Source organism: Citrobacter sp. U14242 (genome assembly GCF_046555775.1).
Lineage (GTDB): Bacteria > Pseudomonadota > Gammaproteobacteria > Enterobacterales > Enterobacteriaceae > Citrobacter.
In genome coordinates this window covers 292,948-314,814 of record NZ_JBKGLW010000004.1, presented here as the reverse complement: position 1 = coordinate 314,814, position 21,867 = coordinate 292,948, and the positions used below count along the sequence as shown (strand labels likewise).

Here is a 21,867-nt window from a genome sequence, read left to right as displayed (position 1 = left end):
TTAAGCCGGTAAAGTTAATCTCGTCAACACGACATCACATTGCATAAGAGTTGCATGAATGTCGTAAGAATAACTGAAAGGAAGGATAGAAATTATGCGTAAACTGACTGCTCTGATTGTTGCCTCTACCCTGGCGCTGGGCGCTGCAAATCTGGCGCATGCCGCTGACACGACCACAGCAGCTCCGGCAGATGCCAAACCGATGATGCACCACAACGGTAAGTTTGCCCCGCATCATGACATGATGTTTAAAGACCTGAACCTGACCGATGCACAGAAACAGCAGATCCGCGACATCATGAAAGGTCAGCGCGATCAGATGAAACGTCCTCCGCTGGAAGAACGCCGTGCAATGCACGATATCATCGCCAGCGATAGCTTCGATAAAGCGAAAGCTGAAGCGCAGATTGCGAAGATGGAAGAGCAGCGCAAAGCTAACATGCTGGCGCATATGGAAACGCAGAACAAAATTTACAACATTCTGACCCCGGAACAGAAAAAACAGTTTAATGCCAATTTTGAGAAGCGTCTGACAGAACGTGCAGCGCAGAAAGGTAAAATGCCACAGGCTGCCGAATAATCGGTAGGCGTCTATACTCAATCATTCACGCTGTGTCGGAGCCGTTGCCCCGGACAGCGTGAAAAAAACTCAAGACCGCCGGCCTTGTCCACAACACGTTTAACGATGTGGGCAGGATCGGCGGTTTTTTCTTTCCCACCTATTGCACAGCGCTTCGGACACGTTATGCTCCTGAGGTCCGCGAAAATGCTACCTGGATCAGCGCGTTAAACTTTTTTGCAAAACGCTATGGTCATCGCTAAGGCAAATCAACTCTGCTGCCGATAACAACGAGCAGGGTGAATGATAACAATGATGATTTGGCTGCCTGATGACGGCTTGTCGGCGCACAGTGCCTTTCTGGAGGGATGATGGAGTACTTTGATATCCGCAAAATGCCGGTTAATCTCTGGCGTAATGGTGCGGGAGAAACGCGTGAAATATGTTGTTTTCCGCCAGCAACACGCGATTTTCACTGGCGGGCGAGTATTGCCTCCATTGCTGCGAACGGCGAATTTTCACTTTTCCCAGGCGTTGAGCGTGTTATTACGCTGCTGGAAGGGGGCGAAGTCACGCTGGAAGGCGCTAACACGCAACCGCATACGCTAAAACAGCATCAGCCTTTTACTTTCGCCGGTGACCGTGTGGTAAAAGCGAAGCTGACGGAAGGGCAGATGTCGATGGATTTTAATATCATGACCCGTCGGGATGTTTGCCAGGCTAAAGTTCGTGTGGCTGACCGGACGTTTACGACCTTTGGTTCGCGTGGCGGCGTGGTATTTGTTATTAGCGGAGCCTGGCAACTGGGGGATAAGTTGCTGACGGCTGACCAGGGAGCGTGCTGGCATGACGGTAAGCATACGTTGCGACTGTTGGAGCGCGAGGGGAAGTTGTTGTTTAGTGAGATTAACTGGAAGCCAGGTTTTTCGCCTGATTCGGTGCAATGACGTTGTTTGGGCCGGATACCCATTTTGTGGTTATCCGGCTCGGGTAAATCAGCGAATTACGATTTTTTCCAGAAGTCGTCAAACACCGTAATCGGTGGGCGACGTTTGTGTTCTGTCTTCACGTACCAGCCTTCAATTTTCTTCGCAACATCGGCATCCAACGTTTTTCCTTCCAGGTAATCGTCAATGTTGTCGTAGGTAACGCCTAATGCGACCTCATCTGGCAGAGAGGGACGATCGTCTTCGAGATCGGCGGTTGGCGCTTTCTTATATAAGTGCTCAGGGCAACCCAATGCAGCAAGAAGCTGCTTACCCTGGCGCTTGTTGAGGCGGAATAGTGGGTTAATGTCAGTGCCGCCATCGCCATACTTGGTAAAGAAACCGGTAATGGCTTCTGCGGCGTGATCGGTACCCACGACAACACCGCTGGTCATTCCGGCGATACTGTATTGCGCCTTCATACGCTCGCGGGCTTTTTCATTGCCGCGCACAAAATCGCTCAGTTCGATACCTGCTTCACGCAATGCCTGCTCACTGGCCAATACCGCGCCTTTGATGTTGACGGTGAGCACCCGGTCAGGTTGTATGAACGCTATCGCGTCCTGACAGTCCTGTTCATCGGCCTGCATACCATAAGGCAGTCGCACAGCAATAAACTGCAAAGCATCGTTACCTGTTTCTTCGCGTAACTCGGAAATCGCCATTTGGCATAACTTTCCGGCCAGGGTTGAATCCTGCCCACCGCTAATCCCTAACACCAGTGATTTAAGGAAAGGGTAGGTTTTGAGGTACGATTTCAGAAAATCCACGCTGCGGCGAATTTCCTCTTCTGCATTAATGTGTGGTTTGGCACCAAGTGCCCGAATTATCTCTTGCTGCAGAGTCATTTGACCCCCTGTGAAAAATGAAATGATCAAAAATAATGATGTGTTAAAGCTAACGCGTTGACGCCCAAACGACAAGGGATGCAGCCGGATATAACATCATTTTGTTTTGATGGAATTTTCTGAAATGGCCCGAGTATCAACTGACAGCTTGAAAAATGCGTTGTTGTGCTCCAGGCTTATATAACACGCTGAAAAACAAGAGGACGGAATATGAACAAGAATCTAACAGGAATTCTGAGCGCAGCGGCGGTATTGACTATGCTGGCAGGGTGTACGGCTTACGATCGTACCAAAGACCAATTTGTGCAGCCCGTGGTGAAAGATGTGAAGAAAGGGATGAGCCGGGCGCAAGTGGCGCAGATTGCCGGCAAACCGTCATCTGAAGTCAGCATGATCCATGCGCGTGGTACATGTCAGACCTACATCCTGGGTCAACGAGATGGTAAAGCAGAGACCTATTTTGTTGCATTAGATGATACTGGGCATGTGATCAATTCCGGCTACCAGACCTGTGCGGAGTACGACACCGACCCGCAGTCTGCGAAGTAGTTGCCTCTGTTTATTGCCTGAGCACTCTGAAGAACCGGCCGCTGTGCCGGTTTTTTTGTGTCATGCGATCTTATTTATTGTCGCGAATTATTTGCCTGAAGTGTGAGGGGTGTCATAACCACAGGTCAAGGAGAGACAATTTAGTAGGTCAATGAAATACCATCCGCTGATGCAATCCCGTATACTCATTTCAGCCACCTAAAAAAGTAATTTAGCTGACGCAAGTTACCCAGAGCATGGATGCAGGTTATGGCTTGCGGAGTGTCTGGTACACAGATAATCGCACATGAGGATCGTTTTAATGGAAAAGAAACACATTTATCTGTTTTGTTCTGCGGGCATGTCGACTTCTTTGTTGGTCTCGAAGATGCGTGCTCAGGCTGAAAAATACGAAGTGCCGGTTATCATTGAAGCGTTTCCCGAAACGCTGGCCGGAGAAAAAGGCCCAGTAGCCGATGTGGTGTTATTAGGTCCACAGATTGCTTATATGTTGCCCGAAATTCAGCGTTTGTTACCAAACAAACCTGTAGAAGTGATTGACTCGCTGTTGTATGGCAAAGTCGATGGTTTAGGCGTGCTTAAGGCTGCAGTTGCAGCAATTAAAAAAGCCGCAGCAAATTAATTATTTTAAATTTTCCCGTCAAAGAGTTATTTCATTAACATTCACCGCAATTGTTAGTTGCGGTATTTAAGGGTATTTTTCTATGAGTAACGCTATTGCTTCACTTGAAAAGGTACTCCTTCCTTTTGCTGTAAAAATTGGAAAGCAGCCACACGTTAATGCAATCAAAAATGGTTTTATTCGTTTAATGCCGTTAACCCTCGCAGGGGCAATGTTTGTATTAATCAATAACGTTTTCCTGAGCTTTGGGGAGGGGTCATTTTTTTATTCCATGGGCATTCGACTTGATGCTTCAACTATTGAAACGCTAAATAGTTTAAAAGGCATCGGTGGGAACGTCTATAACGGTACGCTGGGTATTATGTCATTGATGGCGCCATTCTTTATCGGTATGGCGCTGGCGGAAGAACGCAAAGTCGATGCACTGGCTGCTGGTTTATTATCTGTCGCCGCCTTTATGACAGTCACGCCATACAGCGTGGGCGAAGCCTATGCCGTGGGGGCTAACTGGCTGGGCGGTGCGAACATTATTTCCGGTATTATTATCGGCCTGGTGGTCGCGGAAATGTTCACCTTCGTCGTGCATCGTAATTGGGTTATTAAATTACCTGATAGCGTTCCGGCTTCTGTTTCTCGCTCGTTTTCTGCATTGATTCCTGGCTTCATTATCCTCTCTATTATGGGCATCATCGCCTGGGCGTTGAACACCTGGGGAACGAACTTCCACCAGATCATCATGGATTCCATTTCGACTCCGCTGGCGTCACTGGGTAGCGTGGTGGGTTGGGCGTACGTGATTTTTGTTCCGCTGTTGTGGTTCTTTGGTATTCACGGTTCTTTGGCACTGACTGCACTGGACAGCGGTATCATGACCCCCTGGGCGCTGGAAAACATCTCTATCTACCAACAGTTTGGTTCCGTAGACGCGGCCCTGGAAGCGGGTAAGACGTTCCACGTCTGGGCGAAGCCGATGCTGGACTCCTATATTTTCCTGGGAGGGAGTGGGGCAACGCTGGGTCTGATTATTGCTATCTTCCTGGCTTCTCGTCGTGCTGATTATCGTCAGGTAGCAAAACTGGCACTGCCATCAGGTCTGTTCCAGATTAACGAACCCATTCTGTTCGGTCTGCCGATTATCATGAACCCGGTTATGTTTATTCCGTTCATCCTGGTTCAGCCGATTCTGGCCGCGATTACACTGGCCGCTTATTACACAGGCATTATTCCACCGATTACCAACATTGCACCGTGGACTATGCCAACCGGGTTGGGCGCATTCTTTAACACCAACGGTAGCGTCGCCGCTCTGCTGGTCGCGTTGTTTAACCTTGGTATCGCAACGCTGGTGTACCTGCCATTCGTGGTCGTCGCCAACAAAGCTCAGAACGTCATTGATAAAGAAGAAAGCGAAGAAGATATCGCTAACGCATTGAAATTCTAAATTTAATCCGGCATGGCTATGCGGCCATGCCGGACTGAACCAGAGGAAAAGAGTATGTTAGATATCGAAAATATCGTCGATACGCAGTCAGAGGCTGAAGAGCTTGAAGAAGTGGTGATGGGGCTCATCATCAACTCGGGTCAGGCACGTAGTCTGGCGTACGGTGCGCTCAAATTGGCCAAACAGGGTGATTTTGAGTCAGCGAAGACCATGATGGAACAGTCCCGCATGGCGCTGAACGAAGCACACCTTGTCCAGACCAAACTGATTGAAGGTGATCAGGGTGAAGGTAAAATGAAAGTCAGCCTGGTGCTGGTCCATGCACAGGACCACCTGATGACGTCGATGCTGGCGCGTGAACTGGTGACAGAACTGATTGAGCTTCACGAGAAGCTGAAATAGCGAGGAGTGCATTATGCAGCTACAGATTAACGCACCGGAAATCAAAACCGTCTATGAGCAGCAGCTTTTTAATGGTAAAAATTTTCATGTGTTCATCTATAACAAAACTGAGAGCATCAGTGGGCTGCATCAGCATGATTACTACGAATTTACCCTTGTCTTAACTGGACGTTACTATCAGGAGATCAACGGTAAGCGTGTACTGCTTGAGCGCGGAGACTTTGTCTTTATCCCGTTGGGATCGCATCATCAAAGTTTCTATGATTTCGGCGCGACGCGTATTCTTAACGTTGGTATCAGTAAACGTTTTTTTGAACAGCACTACCACCCGTTGCTGCCATTTTGTTTCGTTGCATCGCAGGTGTATCGGGCGAACAGTTCGTTCCTTACCTACATCGAAACGGTTATAGCATCACTGAACTTTCGTGAAAGCGGACTGGATGAATTTGTAGAAGTGGTCACCTTCTATATTATTAATCGGTTACGCCATCATCGAGAAGAGCAGGTGCTGGATGATATTCCACAATGGCTTAAAACTACCGTGGAAAGCATGCATGACAAAAGGCTGTTCAGCGAAAGTGCGCTGGAAAATATGATACACCTGTCCGCAAAATCCCAGGAGTATCTGACCCGTGCAACCCAGCGTTATTACAGTAAAACGCCAATGCAGATTATTAATGAAATTCGCATTAATTTTGCTAAAAAACAGCTGGAAATGACTAACTATTCTGTAACTGATATTGCCTATGAGGCTGGTTACAGCAGTCCGAGCCTGTTTATTAAAACGTTTAAGAAGCTGACGTCGTTTACACCAAATAGCTACCGTAAGAAATTAACGGAATTTAATCAGTAAATTTTATTTGCCAATAACCAATTTTTATAGCTTGCCCAAAATAGCGCTGGGACTGCCACGCTATACCTGACGAATGGGTTGAGCATAATACGTGTCAGTGTTTTTACACTGAAGGGAGAAATTATGAGCCAGAAATTAAAAGTCGTCACTATCGGTGGCGGGAGCAGCTACACCCCTGAATTACTTGAAGGCTTTATTAAACGTTATCATGAATTACCGGTCTCTGAATTGTGGCTGGTGGATGTCGACGGTGGTAAAGAGAAGCTGGACATTATTTTTGACCTCTGCCAGCGCATGATTGATAAAGCTGGCGTCCCGATGAAAGTGTATAAAACGCTGGATCGCCGGGAAGCGCTGAAAGATGCTGATTTTGTCACCACGCAGTTGCGCGTAGGACAACTTAAGGCTCGTGAACAGGATGAACGTATCCCTCTGAGCCATGGCTATCTGGGGCAGGAAACTAACGGTGCTGGAGGCCTGTTTAAAGGACTACGTACCATTCCGGTGATCTTTGACATTGTGAAAGATGTGGAAGAACTGTGTCCGAATGCGTGGGTGATTAACTTTACCAACCCGGCTGGCATGGTAACTGAAGCGGTCTATCGCCATACTAACTTCAAGAAGTTTATCGGCGTGTGCAATATTCCGATCGGTATGAAGATGTTTATCAGCGATGTACTGGCGCTGAAAGAGAGCGATGATTTATCCATCGATCTGTTTGGTCTGAACCATATGGTCTTCATTAGGGATGTTCTGGTCAACGGTGTGTCACGTTTTGATGAACTGCTGGACGGCGTAGCATCGGGTCAGTTGAAAGCCTCTGGCGTGAAGAACATCTTCGATCTGCCGTTCAGTGAAGGGCTGATTCGTTCACTGAGACTGCTGCCGTGCTCGTATTTGCTGTACTACTTCAAGCCAAAAGAGATGCTGGCGATTGAAATGGGCGAATATTACAAAGGTGGCGCACGTGCACAGGTAGTACAGAAAGTTGAGAAACAACTGTTTGATCTGTATAAAAATCCTGAGTTGAATGTTAAGCCGAAAGAGCTGGAACAGCGTGGCGGGGCTTATTACTCTGATGCTGCGTGTGAAGTGATCAATGCTATCTACAACGACAAACAGACCGAACATTACGTCAACATTCCTCATCATGGCCATGTTGATAACATTCCTGCGGACTGGGCCGTTGAGATGACCTGCACGCTGGGACACAATGGTGCAACTCCGCACCCACGTATCACCCATTTCGATGAAAAGGTTCTGGGCCTTATCTATACCATTAAAGGTTTTGAAGTGGCGGCGAGCAACGCAGCACTGAGCGGCGAATTGAATGATGTACTGTTGGCGTTAAACCTGAGCCCACTGGTGCATTCAGATACTGATGCTGAAATTCTTGCCCGCGAGCTGATCCTGGCGCATGAAAAATGGCTGCCAAACTTCGCCGAATGCATCGAGAAGCTTAAAAGCGAACAACACTAACTGAGGTTGGCTATGGAACGCGTACTGATTGTGAATGCGGATGATTTTGGCCTGAGCAAAGGACAAAACTACGGCATTGTTGAAGCCTGTCGCAATGGCGTTGTCACCTCAACCACTGCTCTGGTGAATGGCGAGGCGATAGAGCATGCGGTACAGCTTAGTCGCGATATACCGGAACTTGCCGTTGGGATGCATTTTGTCCTGACGCTTGGCAAACCGTTAACGGCTATGCCGGGTCTGACGCGTGACGGTGTGTTAGGGAAATGGATCTGGCAGATGGCAGAGGAAGATACGTTGCCGCTGGAAGAGATTTCTCAGGAGCTGACTGCACAGTATCAGCGTTTTATTGACCAGTTCGGGCGGGAGCCGACGCATCTGGATAGTCATCACCACGTGCATATGTTCCCGCAGATTTTCCCGATTGTCGCCAGTTTTGCCGCGGAGAGGGGCGTTGCGTTGCGGATCGATCGGCAGACAGTGTTCCTGGCATCTGATTTACCGGAAACGTTGCGTACCTCCCAGGGATTTAGCAGTGAGTTTTATGGCGACGCGATTTCTGAGGCCCTGTTTCTGCAGACACTGGACGCGTCCGCAGACCGGGGAGAGTCCTCGCTGGAAGTGATGTGTCATCCGGCGTTTATCGATGACATCATTCGACAAAGTGCCTACTGTTACCCCCGCTTAACTGAGCTTGACGTACTGACGTCTTCGTCATTGAAATACGCTATTGCGGAGCGCGGTTATCGTCTTGGCAGTTTTCTGAACGTTTAATTCCTGAGTTGGCGGCGCGTCGGTGCGCCGCATTTTTTTGTCTGCGTCATTGATATTTGCTGCAACCTGTTTGTCTCCCCCGTTACCGCCACCCACTTCACGAATTCACTGTTTTTGCACCGTCCGAGGGTAAAATCAGCTAAGATAGCGTTTTTCAGATTTTTAGAATTTGTCTTTAGTGAAGCAACTGATTATGAAACCTCTTCGCCAACAAAATCGTCCGGTTATCAGCTATGTTCCTCGTGTGGAGCCCGCTCCACCAGAGCATGCGGTGAAAATGGATGCGTTTCGTGACGTATGGATACTGCGCGGAAAATATGTCGCTTTTGTCTTAATGGGGGAGGCGTTTCAGCGTTCGCCTGCATTTACGGTTCCGGAGTCGGCACAGCGCTGGGCTAACCAAATTCGCCAGGAAAACGAACTGAGCGATTAATCGGATATAAAAAAACCGCCGGAGCATAACTCACCGGCGGTTTTTTGTTTTACACAGACAGGCTTTTAGCGATGCGCCAGTTCGGCGTGATCGTCGCTGTCCAGAATTGTTTTATCGGTCTGTTTCAGCCATTGGCTGGTAAGCGTACCAGCGGTCATGGAACCGCTAACGTTCAATGCAGTACGGCCCATATCGATCAGTGGTTCAACAGAGATCAGCAGAGCAACCAGTGTGACCGGCAGCCCCATGGCAGGCAGTACGATCAGTGCCGCGAAGGTCGCGCCACCGCCCACACCCGCAACCCCTGCGGAACTGACGGTCACGATACCCACCAGCGTGGCAATCCACATTGGGTCAAGCGGGTTAATACCGACAGTCGGTGCCACCATCACGGCCAGCATCGCCGGGTACAGACCCGCACAACCGTTTTGACCAATCGTTGCACCAAAAGAGGCTGCAAAGCTGGCGATGGACTCAGGGACGCCCAGACGGCGGGTTTGCGCTTCGACGTTCAGTGGAATAGACGCGGCGCTGGAGCGGCTGGTGAAGGCGAAAGTCAGTACTGGCCAGACTTTGCGGAAGTATTTCAGTGGGCTAATGCCGTTAATACCCAGCAGGATGCCGTGTACGACGAACATAATGCCCAGGCCGAGATACGAGGCAACGACGAAGCTACCCAGCTTGATGATGTCCTGCAGATTGGAACCGGCAACCACTTTGGTCATCAGCGCCAGAACACCGTACGGCGTCAGTTGCATCACCAGACGAACCAGCTTCATCACCCAGCTCTGCAGGGTATCGATAGCCGTTAATACGCGCTCGCCTTTCGGCGCATCATCTTTCAACAGTTTAAGTGCCGCAACGCCCAGGAAGGCCGCGAAAATAACGACGCTGATAATCGACGTCGGGTTTGCACCAGTAAGATCGGCAAATGGGTTTTTCGGGATAAACGACAGCACCAACTGCGGCACGCTGAGGTCGGCAACTTTACCCACATAATTGGTTTCAATGGCGGTCAGACGTGCGGTTTCAGCGCCTCCTTGCACCAGCCCTTCAGCAGTCAGACCAAACAGGTTTGTCACCAGAACCCCCACCAGCGCGGCGATCAGAGTGGTAAACAGCAGTGTTCCGATAGTGAGGAAACTGATTTTGCCTAACTGAGAGGCGTTGTGCAGACGCGCAACGGCACTGAGAATAGAGGCAAAAACCAACGGCATGACAATCATTTGCAGCAGTTGCACGTAACCGTTGCCAACAATGTTAAACCACTGTACGGAATCTTTCAGTACCTGACTGTCGGACCCGTAAATGGTGTGCAGGGCGAGACCAAACACCACGCCCATGACCAGACCGACCAGTACTTTTTTGGCCAGACTCCACTGTTTGTGGCGGGCTTGCGCCAGCACGAACAGCAGTACTACGAACACGATAATGTTCGCGATTAATGGAAAGTTCATCCCCGTTCTCCTGATCTTATTATGCGTATCACCGTGTTATGGTGATTCTGTTGGCGCAAGATTAGCAGAACTGTGACTTGCCTCTTATATTCAAATGGAATTGTTTATGCCTAAAATGACATTTTGGCTGTTTTATTAATCAGCCTGGTGCTTTATAAACCGATTAAACTGCATCTGTAGCGTGTTAATCATCTGCGATGACCAGCGCACCGCGCTGTTCTCCGGCATCGTCTGAGGCATCCAGATGGCCCATGCAAACAGCGCCATGCACAAAAAGCGCTCCAGCTGATTTCCCTTCTGCGGGACGAGGATTGGCAGGCGGAAGCGCCAGCGACAGGGCCAAAGCAGCGGCACGCCTGCCGGGGTCAGCATATCGGCCAGTATGTGACTGAGATAGCCCAACACCATGCCTTGTAGCGCATCGGCCGGGATTATCCAGCTATCCGGCACTTTCAGGTAAAATGTGGCCAGCAGGGCAAAAACGGCCAGCAGACTGTGTGTAAACCCGCGATGGCCAAATGCCCGGGCAACAGGCTTTGATATCCACTTCAGCCGCTGCCCAAGCAGGGATTTCGGGTGATCGATATCGGGCAGCAGACACGTTAGAATGGCCGAAGGAACAATATGCCACCAGTCACCCTGAGCGAGAACGGGCGTCAGCTCGGCATTTTTGGCAAATACCGCACAGGCAATAGAAAAAAGAAGGTGGCCTTCCGCCGTCATGATAAAACCCAATAAACTGTCAATTCATACAGTATAGGGGTTTTATACAGTAGGCGGAAGAGGTGACGTTGTAACCCTTTATCACAAATGCACGATTAACGCGCCAACCAACCGCCGTCCACGGCAAGCGTGTAACCATTAATATAATCAGAAGCCTGGCTGGCGAGAAAAACGACCGGGCCTTGCAAGTCATCCGGTGTTCCCCAGCGCCCTGCGGGAATGCGATCGACAATTTGCTGATTACGCGCACTGTCTTCACGCAACTGCTGCGTATTGTTTGTCGCCATATAACCTGGTGCGATGGCATTGACATTAATTCCCTGAGCTGCCCACTCATTAGCCAGTAAGCGGGTGATCCCAAGCACGCCACTTTTTGATGCGGTGTAGGACGGAACGCGGATCCCCCCCTGAAAAGAGAGCATTGAGGCAATATTGATAATTTTACCGCCGTTACCCTGCGCCAGGAACTGACGCGCCACCGCTTGCGACAGAAAGAAAACGGATTTGAGATTCAGGTTCATTACGTCATCCCAGTCTTTTTCACTAAAATCCAGCGCGTCCTGGCGACGAATCGTACCAGCATTGTTGACCAGAATATCGACCCGACCAAATGCCGCCACAGTTTGCGTAACCACGCTGGACAGCGCTTTCTGTTGGCTGAGGTCGGCCTGAATGGCCATAAAGCGCCGACCCACTGCGGTGACTTTTTCCTCAGTGTCATGCGGGATTTTGCGGTTTACGCCAACCACGTCACATCCGGCTTCAGCCAGCGCCAGGGCCATTCCTTGCCCAAGTCCGGTATCACAACCGGTGACGATTGCAACTTTATCCTTAAGACGAAAAGCGTCCAGAACCATGTTCACCTCAGCTATTTTTACTGTTAATGCATTGCTACAGGAGAAGAATAGAAGAGGTTGAACAAGAATACAATATTTTTGAAACTGCGTTTCAAAAATATTAAGCAAGCAAAGAAAAGGGCAATAGAGTTATTGCCCGGCGGGAGATTAACCGTGAAGATGCGCGGCAGTGAGCTCAGTCAACGAGGCCAGTTTGACGTCGGCAAGCACAAAACGGGGATCATCCTCATTTTCATGGGCGGGGACAACAATTGAGCGCATTCGGGCTGCTTTCGACGCAATCATCCCGTTCACGGAATCTTCCAGCGCGACACAAGATAATGGGGATACGCCCAGCTTCTGGGCACAATCGAGGTAAACCTGCGGGTGCGGTTTGCTGTAAGGTAGTTTTTCTGCAGAGGCCAGCGCGTCAAAGCTATCGCGCAGATCAAACATGGTCAGCACTATTTCCAGCATATGCAGCGGTGACGCGGAGGCCAGTCCTACCTGCATCCCCTGGGATTTGCACAGTGCCACAGCTTCACGTACGCCCGGCAACAGGGGTCTTGTTTCTTCTACCAGTGCAATCGCCCGTGTAATGATGCGTTCCGTCACCTCCTGACGGGAGGGACCTTTCCACGGTTGTTGCGCGAACCAAAGGTCAACAACCATATCGATACGTAAACCAAGCGTATCGGGAAGTTCATGGCGGCGGGTGATATCTACGCCTAAACTTGCAATCACATCCAGTTCAGCCTGATCCCAGAGTGGTTCTGAATCGACCAGTAATCCATCCATATCGAAAATTGCAGCAAGAATTTGACGCGGGGTTGACATCACAACCTCTCCTATAGGGTGATAACAGGGATTAAGAGCCCACCAGAACGAGCTCTAAGCGTTCATTATGGCTAATTTGGCAGTATACCGCCTTTAAAGAGCAGGCGAAAACGGTTATCAACGGGTAAACTTAGGCCAAAAGGACACGTCTTTATCAAGGGGAACTCATGACGTATCAACAAGCTGGACGCATTGCTGTCTTGAAAAGGTTGCTGGGATGGGTAATTTTCATCCCGGCGCTGATTTCAACACTGGTTTCAGTACTGAAGTTTATGTATGCGCACAGCGAAAAGCAGGAAGGGATTAATGCGGTAATGCTCGATTTTGCCCATGTGATGATCGACATGATGCGAGTAAATACGCCATTTCTTAACCTGTTTTGGTATAACTCACCGACACCGGATTTTCAGACCGGACTGAATCTTGTTTTTTGGTTGATTTTTATTCTGATATTCATCGGTCTGGCATTGCAGGACTCTGGCGCCAGAATGAGTCGTCAGGCGCGTTTTTTACGCGAGGGAGTTGAAGATCAGTTGATTCTGGAACAGGCAAAGGGCAGTGAAGGGTTATCGCGTCAGCAAATTGAGTCGCGCATTGTCGTGCCGCACCATACGATCTTTTTACAAATCTTCCCGCTCTATATTTTGCCGGTGATCGTTATTGTGATCGGCTATTTCTTCTTTTCATTACTGGGCTTTTTGTAAGTCCGATATTATCAGGCCTGGGCTACGTGAAGCGTCAGGCCTGATAAGCAAAGCTGCCTTCGGTATGTCTATACGTTAAGCCGCCAGTAATCTTTCCATCGCTTTTTGCGCCACCACCAGGTGCTGCCCGCCAAACAGGATGGCCCGATTAAGCAACGTATACAGCTGATAGATAGGCTGCCTGTCGAGAAAATCTAACGGTAGCGGCGACACAGACTGATAACCGTCATAAATCTGCGGTGGCTGATCGGTATGTAACGGCAACATTGCCAGGTCGCACTCTCTGTCGCCCCAGTAACAGGCAGGGTCAAAGATGTAGGGGCCATTCGGTCCAAGCGCACAGTTTGCCGACCACAAATCACCGTGCAGGAGAGAAGGCTGTGGCTGATGGGCGGCGAGTCGTTGCTGAACATGATCGACAATGGCGTCAATATTGCCAAACGCGATTCCTTTTTCCGCCGCAAGTTCCAGTTGCCAGCCGATGCGTTGCTCGGCGAAGAAGGTTGACCAGCGACGCTGCCAGGCATTGGGTTGCGGTGTAGTGGAGAGGGCATTATCGAAGTCGAGGCCGAACTGTGGCTGATCGCTCCATTCGTGCAAATGTGCAAGTTGTTGTCCGAGAATAAACGCGTTGTGGGCATCAAGCGGGCGGGGAGGGAGGAAATCCATTACCAGAAAACTGTAATCTCTGTCAGCACCCACTGCCCAGACTTTGGGAACAGAAACGGTTTGACTCCGGGAAAGCAGTTCCAACTGGTCGGCCTCCGCCGTAAAGCCAGACAACAGCTCTCTTTCATCACATTTGACGAAAAAATCGCGCCCCGCATAGCGTAAATGCCATGCGGCGTGGATCTCTCCGCCGGGCAGTTCATTACGCAGTTCGATTTCGCCTTCACCTAATTGCTCGCTTAAAAGACGACTGATAGCCTGCCACATGATGTCTCTCCCCATGTTGTCTGCCAGATCATAAGGTTAGCGCAAGAATGCGGTAAAAAAACACGAACTGACGCACACCGTAGACGCGTCATCGCTGGAAAGGCACTTATTGTATGTCGTTCTTCCACACCTCCCTGAGAAATTGCGACTTTCGGTTTAACATGATTCACTTCTTTGTAATCACGTGATTTTTTATCATAGACGCATAATACGCATGCCGACAGTTTTTGGGTTAATCCCCCTTAATGCTTGATAAGGGGGAGGGGGTAATTACCGGGCAAGATACGAATATATTTTTTGCGTATCGTCCAAAGCGCACAGACGTGTGCCCTGATTCAGCGTTGCTGCGCTACCCGCAGCGACGCCAAAACGCACAATCTCTTCAAAAGGGGCATTTTCTGCCAGTTTCAACGTCATCGCGCCGACCATACTGTCGCCTGCGCCAACGGTACTTTGGTTTTTCACCGGCGGAGGGACGACCTGAACGCATGTTTCTTTATTGACGCCCAATGCCCCTTGTGGCCCAAGAGAGACGACAACGCGAAGTGCTTTGCCGCTTTGTACAATCTCCTGTGCCGCTTTGCGGACGTCATCGGGTTGTGTGAGTTCGCGCTTCACCAGCGCACTCAATTCTTTGAGGTTGGGTTTTACCAGTTCGATGCCGCCGATGGCTAATGCCGCCGTTAGCGCCTCACCGGAGCTATCGACAATGCAGCGAATGCCCTGTTTTTGTGCGGTGGTGATGAGCCGTGTCAGTTTCTCTATTTGTACACCGGGCGGCAAACTGCCGCTAATGACCAGTATCGCACCCGATTCAATTTCCAGTACCTGATCCTGCAGTTGGTAGAATTCGTCATCAGTCAGCGCGGCACCGGGCATGACAAAACGATACTGCTCGCCGCTGGATTCGACGTGGACATGGAGATTTTGTCGGGTCCAGTCTTTGGCCTCGACAGTAGAGACGGGAACATTTTCGTCGGCAAGTAAAGAAACTAAGTGCTCGCCGGTCGCACCACCGACCGGAAAGATGGCCGTTGCAGTTCCGCCAAGATGTGCAATAGCGCGGGCGACGTTGATGCCTCCGCCGCCAGGTTCAAAAACCGGTGAGGTACAGCGAAGTTTACCTTCGGGGTAGATTTGTGGAGTGATTGTTGCGCTATCGAGAGAGGGCGCAAGTGTTAACGTATAGATACGTACCATCTTTACCTCCTGTTAGGCTGACTCCAGTCTGGCACTTAACGACACGAAAGTGAAGTAATTAACAACATGATTTCTCGCAGATTTATTTAAAATTCTCGTGCCAAAGATATATAAATAAAATAAAGGATTAGGAACGCTCTTATTCAAAAAATGAAATAAGAATTTATTGCTATGTTATTCGAGTCTTTTTATAATTTGTTACCTTTCAAGGGTCTTTTGTCATTGATCCACATGAAAGTTTCCGAGACCGTTATGGTCTCTTTTTTTGTTGTACGGACTCTTTATAAATGAAGCTTTTGAAGACAGTGCCCGCAGCAGTATTGCTGACGGGGTGCGTGTTTGCGTCAATGCATGCCGCCGCCGATGATTCCGTTTTTACTGTCATGGATGACCCTTCCAGCGCGAAAAAACCTTTTGAAGGTAACCTGAACGCGGGATATCTTGCCCAGTCAGGCAACACAAAAAGTTCTTCTTTAACTGCAGACACCACCATGACCTGGTATGGTCAATCTACGGCGTGGTCTCTGTGGGGAAATGCCAGCAACACCTCCTCAAATGATGAGCGTTCATCTGAGAAATATGCTGTAGGTGGTCGTAGTCGTTACAACATGACTGACTATGACTATCTCTTTGGTCAGGGCAGTTGGTTAACAGACCGTTATAACGGATACCGTGAGCGTGACGTGCTAACGGCCGGTTATGGTCGCCAGTTTCTTAATGGACCGGTGCACAGTTTCCGCTTTGAATTCGGTCCTGGTGTACGTTATGACGAGCACACTGATGGCACCACTGAAACGCAGCCGTTAGGTTATGCGTCCGGGGCTTATGCGTGGCAGATGACGGATAACACCAAGTTTACGCAGGGTGTGTCGGTATTTGGTGCCGATGATACAACGCTGAATTCTGAAACGGCTTTGAATGTTGCTATTAACGAACACTTTGGATTGAAGGTTGCGTACAACGTGACCTGGAACTCTGAACCGCCGGCAACCGCGCCGGAGCATACCGATCGCCGCACGACGCTTTCGCTCGGCTATCGGATGTAATAGTTAACCGGGCCACTTAAATGGCCCGGCTTTTATAAATTAACGTTAAGTCTTTTTATTATCCTGACCGCGCTTTATTTTTTATGCTTTTCTGACATCCCGCATTTTTAGATGCTTTCAATTTAATGAATAAATAGGCTGTTCTGAAAATGGCATTCCAGCATTACCATCATAATTAAACACAATTAACAGTCTGTAGAATATATCTGCTCAGGCTGGCGTAGTGCTTCTGACGTTTAACCCCAGATCATGGCTGCCCAGCGTAGCATCAACATTGCCGCACAAATAACCAGCAGTATTACAACCATCTTCCAGTGTTTTTTGGCAAAACGATTTGTTGGCATTGTTCTTTTCCTGCCCAGGTCAGACCATTCTGCTTAGTGTAACAAAGATGGAAGGGTGTGCGTGAATTGATTTACATCATGGAAAGCGCTGTGATTGCAGCTTTGATCGGCTCGTAATGCCGTGTACACTGTCAAACGGTGTTATCAAAAAACGGGCGTAGGTCCAGCGTTGCCTGTCAGGTGACCTGTGACATATTTCGCAGAGTGAAGCGGGAATCAGCCCAGACCTTTTTGATAATTTTAAATATTGAATCTTTGTATGTGCTCTTACGTGTGGGGCACCACTGCAAATAAGGATATAACATGCCTGTTATTACTCTTCCTGATGGCAGCCAACGCCATTACGACCACGCTGTAAGCCCCATGGATGTTGCGCTGGACATCGGTCCAGGTCTGGCAAAAGCGACTATTGCTGGCCGTGTTAACGGTGAGCTGGTAGATGCTTCCGATCTGATTGAACATGATGCGAAACTCTCCATTATCACCGCGAAAGATGAAGAAGGTCTGGAGATCATTCGTCACTCTTGTGCGCACCTGTTAGGGCATGCTATCAAACAACTTTGGCCGAACACCAAAATGGCGATCGGACCGGTTGTTGACAACGGTTTTTACTACGATATCGATCTTGACCGTACGTTAACCCAGGAAGATGTCGACGCGCTCGAGAAGCGGATGCACGAGCTCGCTGAGAAAAACTACGATGTCATTAAGAAGAAAGTCAGCTGGTACGAAGCGCGCGAAACCTTCGTGAAGCGTGGTGAGACCTATAAAGTCTCTATTCTTGATGAAAACATTGCCCATGATGACAAGCCAGGCTTGTACCATCATGAAGAATACGTCGATATGTGCCGTGGCCCGCACGTGCCGAACATGCGTTTCTGCCATCACTTCAAACTGATGAAGACCGCAGGGGCATACTGGCGCGGCGACAGCAACAACAAGATGCTGCAGCGTATTTATGGTACTGCATGGGCCGATAAAAAAGCCCTGAATGCATACCTGCAACGCCTGGAAGAAGCGGCCAAGCGTGACCACCGCAAAATCGGTAAGCAGCTTGACCTGTATCATATGCAGGAAGAAGCACCGGGTATGGTGTTCTGGCATAACGATGGCTGGACTATCTTCCGCGAGCTGGAAGTTTTTGTTCGCTCGAAACTGAAAGAATATCAGTATCAGGAAGTTAAAGGTCCGTTCATGATGGACCGTGTGCTGTGGGAAAAAACAGGTCACTGGGACAACTACAAAGATGCAATGTTCACTACCTCGTCTGAGAACCGTGAATACTGCATTAAACCAATGAACTGCCCCGGCCACGTTCAGATCTTTAATCAGGGTCTGAAATCCTATCGTGATCTGCCGTTGCGTATGGCTGAATTTGGTAGCTGTCACCGTAACGAGCCGTCAGGTGCGCTGCACGGTCTGATGCGTGTACGTGGCTTTACTCAGGATGATGCTCATATCTTCTGTACTGAAGAGCAGATTCGTGATGAAGTTAACGCTTGCATTCGTATGGTCTACGATATGTACAGCACTTTTGGCTTCGAGAAAATCGTCGTCAAACTGTCCACTCGCCCCGAAAAACGTATCGGTAGCGATGAAATGTGGGACCGTGCTGAAGCTGACCTGGCCGTTGCGTTGGAAGAAAATAACATCCCGTTTGAGTTCCAACTGGGTGAGGGCGCGTTCTACGGTCCGAAAATTGAATTTACCCTGTATGACTGCCTCGATCGTGCATGGCAGTGCGGTACTGTACAGCTGGACTTCTCCCTGCCGTCTCGTTTGAGCGCCTCTTATGTGGGTGAGAACAACGAACGTCAGGTGCCGGTTATGATTCACCGCGCAATTCTTGGGTCTATGGAACGTTTCATCGGTATCCTGACTGAAGAGTTCGCCGGCTTCTTCCCGACCTGGCTTGCGCCGGTTCAGGTTGTGGTCATGAACATTACCGATTCTCAGTCTGAATACGTCAACGAATTAACGCAGAAACTACAAAATGCGGGTATTCGTGTAAAAGCAGACTTGAGAAATGAGAAGATAGGCTTTAAAATCCGCGAGCACACTTTACGTCGTGTCCCTTACATGTTGGTCTGTGGCGACAAAGAGGTAGAAGCAGGCAAAGTTGCCGTGCGCACCCGTCGTGGCAAAGACTTGGGCAGCCTGGACGTAAATGAAGTGATTGAGAAGCTGCAACAAGAGATTCGCAGCCGCAGTCTTCAACAACTGGAGGAATAAGGTATTAAAGGCGGAAAACGAGTTCAAACGGCACGTCCGAATCGTATCAATGGCGAGATTCGCGCCCTGGAAGTTCGCTTAACAGGTCTGGAAGGCGAAGCTTTGGGTATTGTGAGTCTGAGAGAAGCGATCGAAAAGGCTGAAGAAGCTGGAGTAGATTTAGTTGAAATCAGCCCTAACGCCGAACCGCCAGTTTGTCGTATTATGGACTACGGCAAGTTCCTTTATGAAAAGAGTAAGTCTTCTAAGGAACAGAAGAAAAAGCAAAAAGTTATCCAGGTTAAGGAAATTAAATTCCGTCCTGGCACCGACGATGGCGATTACCAGGTAAAACTCCGCAGCCTGGTACGCTTTCTGGAAGATGGCGATAAGGCTAAGATCACGCTGCGTTTTCGCGGTCGTGAGATGGCCCACCAACAGATCGGTATGGAAGTGCTCAACCGCGTCCGTGACGATCTGAGTGAACTGGCAGTAGTCGAATCCTTCCCAACGAAGATCGAAGGCCGTCAGATGATCATGGTGCTCGCTCCTAAGAAGAAACAGTAAGGCCTTCAAGTAGCAATGTCTGTGGAGCCTGCGGGTTCCACAGCCGTTGTTCGCCTACGTTTCGTTTATTAACAATGCGAAGTGGAAGTTATTAAAATGCCAAAAATTAAGACCGTACGCGGTGCTGCTAAGCGTTTCAAAAAAACCGGTGGTGGTGGATTTAAGCGTAAGCACGCAAACCTGCGTCATATTCTGACCAAAAAATCTACTAAGCGTAAACGTCACCTGCGTCCAAAAGGCCTCGTTTCTAAAGGCGATCTGGGTCTGGTTATCGCGTGCTTGCCGTACGCATAAGCCGTTAACGTTTAATTAATTTTTTTACTAAGAATATAGATACAGGAGAGCACATATGGCTCGCGTAAAACGTGGTGTAGTTGCCCGTGCACGTCACAAGAAAATTTTGAAACAAGCTAAAGGCTACTACGGTGCGCGTTCTCGCGTATACCGCGTTGCCTTCCAGGCTGTTATCAAAGCTGGTCAGTACGCTTATCGTGACCGTCGTCAGAAAAAGCGTCAGTTCCGTCAACTGTGGATTGCGCGTATCAACGCAGCAGCACGTCAGAACGGTATTTCTTACAGCAAATTCATCAACGGCCTGAAAAAAGCCTCTGTTGAAATCGACCGTAAGATCCTGGCTGACATCGCAGTATTCGACAAAGTAGCGTTCACCGCTCTGGTCGAAAAAGCGAAAGCAGCTCTGGCATAAGCCGGTGAAAAGAGGGAGCCTGGCTCCCTCTCTTTTATTTGTAGTTCAATCAATTGGTTGACAATTTATCCGTAAGCCTTTTCAATAAAGGTTGTCCGGTTTTTACCACACAAGGTAACGCAAGCATGAATGCTGCTATTTTCCGCTTCTTCTTTTACTTTAGCACCTGAACTCAGGAGGCTTGCGCGTGAAAGAAGAAACGGAAAACAGCGCCTAAAAGCCTCCCTGGTGGAGGCTTTTTTTATACGCGCCATCCTTCAGGTTGTCTCTGTGTTGGCTGCATTCGCTCTTTTGCCGCGTTGATACAACTTGAATGATTTTGCGTATATACGAGCGACTAGTGAATATCGCAACATAACGAGGAAAACCATGTCACATCTCGCAGAGCTGGTTGCCAGTGCAACGGCCGCCATTAACCAGGCTTCAGATGTTGCCGCGTTAGACAATGTCCGCGTCGAATATTTGGGCAAGAAAGGGCACTTGACCCTTCAGATGACAACCCTGCGCGAGCTGCCACCAGAAGAGCGCCCGGCAGCAGGTGCGGTAATCAACGAAGCCAAAGAGCAGGTACAGCAAGCGCTGAATGCGCGTAAAGCCGAATTAGAAAATGCGGCACTGAACGCGCGCCTGGCTGAAGAAACTATCGATATCTCCCTGCCGGGACGCCGTATCGAAAATGGTGGACTGCACCCGGTAACGCGTACTATCGACAGGATTGAAAGTTTCTTCGGTGAGCTGGGCTTTACCGTGGCGACGGGTCCGGAGATTGAGGACGATTATCATAACTTTGACGCGTTGAATATTCCTGGCCATCACCCAGCGCGTGCTGACCACGATACCTTCTGGTTTGACGCAACGCGTCTGCTGCGCACGCAGACCTCCGGCGTACAGATCCGCACCATGAAAGAAAAACAGCCGCCGATCCGCATCATTGCGCCGGGCCGTGTATATCGTAACGACTACGATCAGACGCACACCCCGATGTTCCATCAGATGGAAGGCCTGATCGTTGATACCAATATCAACTTCACCAACCTGAAAGGTACGCTGCACGATTTCCTGCGTAACTTCTTTGAAGAAGATCTGCAGGTTCGTTTCCGTCCTTCTTACTTCCCGTTCACTGAACCTTCTGCGGAAGTTGACGTCATGGGTAAAAACGGAAAATGGCTGGAAGTACTGGGCTGCGGTATGGTCCACCCTAACGTGCTGCGCAACGTCGGTATCGATCCAGAAATCTACTCCGGTTTTGCCTTCGGCATGGGGATGGAGCGTCTGACCATGTTGCGTTATGGCGTTACCGATCTGCGTTCATTCTTCGAAAACGATCTGCGTTTCCTCAAACAGTTTAAATAAAGGC

The 21,867-nt window shown here is 49.3% G+C and carries 26 protein-coding genes and 1 other annotated feature; of the genes, 18 read left to right on the top strand and 8 right to left on the bottom strand.

All coding sequences use genetic code 11. The features are described from left to right. The first annotated feature begins 94 nt into the window (after positions 1–94). Positions 95–580 (top strand): ATP-independent periplasmic protein-refolding chaperone Spy, encoded by a 486-nt coding sequence (gene spy, locus ACLJXE_RS08620; protein WP_286630133.1) that lies wholly within the window; start codon positions 95–97, stop codon positions 578–580. Positions 581–930: 350 nt separating this feature from the next. Beyond that, positions 931–1,506, top strand: a complete 576-nt coding sequence (gene ves, locus ACLJXE_RS08615) for an environmental stress-induced protein Ves (RefSeq protein ID WP_286630186.1) — start codon at positions 931–933, stop codon at positions 1,504–1,506. A gap of 56 nt (positions 1,507–1,562) precedes the next feature. On the opposite strand, the gene nadE is transcribed toward ves, so the two are convergent. Continuing rightward, a complete protein-coding gene (gene nadE / locus ACLJXE_RS08610) occupies positions 1,563–2,393 on the bottom strand; it encodes an ammonia-dependent NAD(+) synthetase (protein WP_410750643.1) in 831 nt (276 codons plus the stop codon). Positions 2,394–2,603: 210 nt separating this feature from the next. Between nadE and osmE the strand changes: the two genes are divergently transcribed. From osmE to cedA, 8 genes are all read left to right on the top strand, one after another. After that, positions 2,604–2,942: an osmotically-inducible lipoprotein OsmE gene (gene osmE, locus ACLJXE_RS08605; protein ID WP_202038822.1), complete on the top strand. Its 339-nt coding sequence runs from the start codon at positions 2,604–2,606 to the stop codon at positions 2,940–2,942. 301 nt (positions 2,943–3,243) lie between these two features. Then, entirely contained in the window at positions 3,244–3,564 is a 321-nt protein-coding gene (gene chbB, locus ACLJXE_RS08600; RefSeq protein ID WP_003832547.1) for a PTS N,N'-diacetylchitobiose transporter subunit IIB, read from the top strand. 82 nt (positions 3,565–3,646) lie between these two features. Continuing rightward, complete coding sequence (gene chbC, locus ACLJXE_RS08595; RefSeq protein ID WP_040233680.1) at positions 3,647–5,005, top strand: PTS N,N'-diacetylchitobiose transporter subunit IIC; 1,359 nt, start codon at positions 3,647–3,649, stop codon at positions 5,003–5,005. Between the two features lie 54 nt (positions 5,006–5,059). Next, on the top strand, positions 5,060–5,407 hold the full coding sequence (gene chbA, locus ACLJXE_RS08590) for a PTS N,N'-diacetylchitobiose transporter subunit IIA (protein ID WP_137383373.1): 348 nt from the start codon (positions 5,060–5,062) through the stop codon (positions 5,405–5,407). Positions 5,408–5,417: 10 nt separating this feature from the next. Next, positions 5,418–6,260 carry a transcriptional regulator ChbR gene (gene chbR / locus ACLJXE_RS08585; protein WP_286630185.1) on the top strand — a complete coding sequence of 281 codons (843 nt, stop codon included), beginning with the start codon at positions 5,418–5,420 and terminating at the stop codon, positions 6,258–6,260. A 123-nt stretch (positions 6,261–6,383) separates the two neighbouring features. After that, a complete protein-coding gene (locus ACLJXE_RS08580) occupies positions 6,384–7,739 on the top strand; it encodes a 6-phospho-beta-glucosidase (protein WP_410750642.1) in 1,356 nt (451 codons plus the stop codon). A 12-nt stretch (positions 7,740–7,751) separates the two neighbouring features. Continuing rightward, on the top strand, positions 7,752–8,510 hold the full coding sequence (gene chbG, locus ACLJXE_RS08575) for a chitin disaccharide deacetylase (protein ID WP_410750641.1): 759 nt from the start codon (positions 7,752–7,754) through the stop codon (positions 8,508–8,510). 169 nt (positions 8,511–8,679) lie between these two features. Then, positions 8,680–8,943, top strand: coding sequence for a cell division activator CedA (cedA, locus tag ACLJXE_RS08570; RefSeq protein WP_071887334.1), 264 nt, complete (start codon positions 8,680–8,682; stop codon positions 8,941–8,943). 65 nt (positions 8,944–9,008) lie between these two features. Here cedA and tcyP read toward each other — a convergent pair whose 3' ends face one another. From tcyP to hxpB, 4 genes are all read right to left on the bottom strand, one after another. Then, positions 9,009–10,400 (bottom strand): cystine/sulfocysteine:cation symporter, encoded by a 1,392-nt coding sequence (gene tcyP / locus ACLJXE_RS08565; RefSeq protein ID WP_286630129.1) that lies wholly within the window; start codon positions 10,398–10,400, stop codon positions 9,009–9,011. A gap of 135 nt (positions 10,401–10,535) precedes the next feature. Then, complete coding sequence (locus ACLJXE_RS08560) at positions 10,536–11,123, bottom strand: metal-dependent hydrolase (protein ID WP_286630128.1); 588 nt, start codon at positions 11,121–11,123, stop codon at positions 10,536–10,538. Positions 11,124–11,218: 95 nt separating this feature from the next. Next, positions 11,219–11,980 (bottom strand): 2-dehydro-3-deoxy-D-gluconate 5-dehydrogenase KduD, encoded by a 762-nt coding sequence (kduD, locus tag ACLJXE_RS08555; RefSeq protein ID WP_286630127.1) that lies wholly within the window; start codon positions 11,978–11,980, stop codon positions 11,219–11,221. 147 nt (positions 11,981–12,127) lie between these two features. After that, on the bottom strand, positions 12,128–12,796 hold the full coding sequence (gene hxpB / locus ACLJXE_RS08550) for a hexitol phosphatase HxpB (RefSeq protein WP_410750640.1): 669 nt from the start codon (positions 12,794–12,796) through the stop codon (positions 12,128–12,130). A gap of 167 nt (positions 12,797–12,963) precedes the next feature. Between hxpB and ACLJXE_RS08545 the strand changes: the two genes are divergently transcribed. Further along, positions 12,964–13,500, top strand: a complete 537-nt coding sequence (locus tag ACLJXE_RS08545) for a YniB family protein (RefSeq protein WP_410750639.1) — start codon at positions 12,964–12,966, stop codon at positions 13,498–13,500. Positions 13,501–13,575: 75 nt separating this feature from the next. Here the strand turns inward: ACLJXE_RS08545 and ACLJXE_RS08540 are convergent, their stop codons facing one another. Further along, on the bottom strand, positions 13,576–14,436 hold the full coding sequence (locus tag ACLJXE_RS08540; protein WP_286630125.1) for a fructosamine kinase family protein: 861 nt from the start codon (positions 14,434–14,436) through the stop codon (positions 13,576–13,578). Between the two features lie 270 nt (positions 14,437–14,706). Then, positions 14,707–15,636: a 6-phosphofructokinase II gene (pfkB, locus tag ACLJXE_RS08535; RefSeq protein ID WP_410750638.1), complete on the bottom strand. Its 930-nt coding sequence runs from the start codon at positions 15,634–15,636 to the stop codon at positions 14,707–14,709. Between the two features lie 287 nt (positions 15,637–15,923). On the opposite strand from pfkB, the gene ACLJXE_RS08530 reads away from it, so the two are divergent. Next, the gene (locus ACLJXE_RS08530; protein WP_286630123.1) at positions 15,924–16,682 is read left to right on the top strand and encodes a YdiY family protein; all 759 of its coding nucleotides are present in this window, start codon (positions 15,924–15,926) and stop codon (positions 16,680–16,682) included. A 236-nt stretch (positions 16,683–16,918) separates the two neighbouring features. Here the strand turns inward: ACLJXE_RS08530 and yniD are convergent, their stop codons facing one another. Continuing rightward, the gene (gene yniD, locus ACLJXE_RS08525; RefSeq protein WP_003030590.1) at positions 16,919–17,026 is read right to left on the bottom strand and encodes a small membrane protein YniD; all 108 of its coding nucleotides are present in this window, start codon (positions 17,024–17,026) and stop codon (positions 16,919–16,921) included. 303 nt (positions 17,027–17,329) lie between these two features. Here yniD and thrS point away from each other — a divergent pair, with 303 nt between their 5' ends. The 6 genes from thrS (at position 17,330) to pheS (ending at position 21,863) form a co-directional block, all read left to right on the top strand. Further along, positions 17,330–19,258 carry a threonine--tRNA ligase gene (thrS, locus tag ACLJXE_RS08520; RefSeq protein WP_040233697.1) on the top strand — a complete coding sequence of 643 codons (1,929 nt, stop codon included), beginning with the start codon at positions 17,330–17,332 and terminating at the stop codon, positions 19,256–19,258. 3 nt (positions 19,259–19,261) lie between these two features. Further along, a complete protein-coding gene (gene infC / locus ACLJXE_RS08515) occupies positions 19,262–19,804 on the top strand; it encodes a translation initiation factor IF-3 (RefSeq protein WP_048997935.1) in 543 nt (180 codons plus the stop codon). Between the two features lie 96 nt (positions 19,805–19,900). Further along, positions 19,901–20,098 (top strand): 50S ribosomal protein L35, encoded by a 198-nt coding sequence (rpmI, locus tag ACLJXE_RS08510; RefSeq protein ID WP_003030583.1) that lies wholly within the window; start codon positions 19,901–19,903, stop codon positions 20,096–20,098. 55 nt (positions 20,099–20,153) lie between these two features. Beyond that, on the top strand, positions 20,154–20,510 hold the full coding sequence (gene rplT / locus ACLJXE_RS08505) for a 50S ribosomal protein L20 (RefSeq protein ID WP_003030578.1): 357 nt from the start codon (positions 20,154–20,156) through the stop codon (positions 20,508–20,510). 120 nt (positions 20,511–20,630) lie between these two features. Further along, positions 20,631–20,755 (top strand) — a sequence feature (Phe leader region). Continuing rightward, the gene (gene pheM, locus ACLJXE_RS08500) at positions 20,636–20,680 is read left to right on the top strand and encodes a pheST operon leader peptide PheM (protein ID WP_001386830.1); all 45 of its coding nucleotides are present in this window, start codon (positions 20,636–20,638) and stop codon (positions 20,678–20,680) included. It overlaps the preceding feature by 45 nt. Before the next feature lie 124 nt (positions 20,756–20,879). Continuing rightward, positions 20,880–21,863 (top strand): phenylalanine--tRNA ligase subunit alpha, encoded by a 984-nt coding sequence (gene pheS, locus ACLJXE_RS08495; RefSeq protein ID WP_137383362.1) that lies wholly within the window; start codon positions 20,880–20,882, stop codon positions 21,861–21,863. Positions 21,864–21,867: the final 4 nt, after the last annotated feature.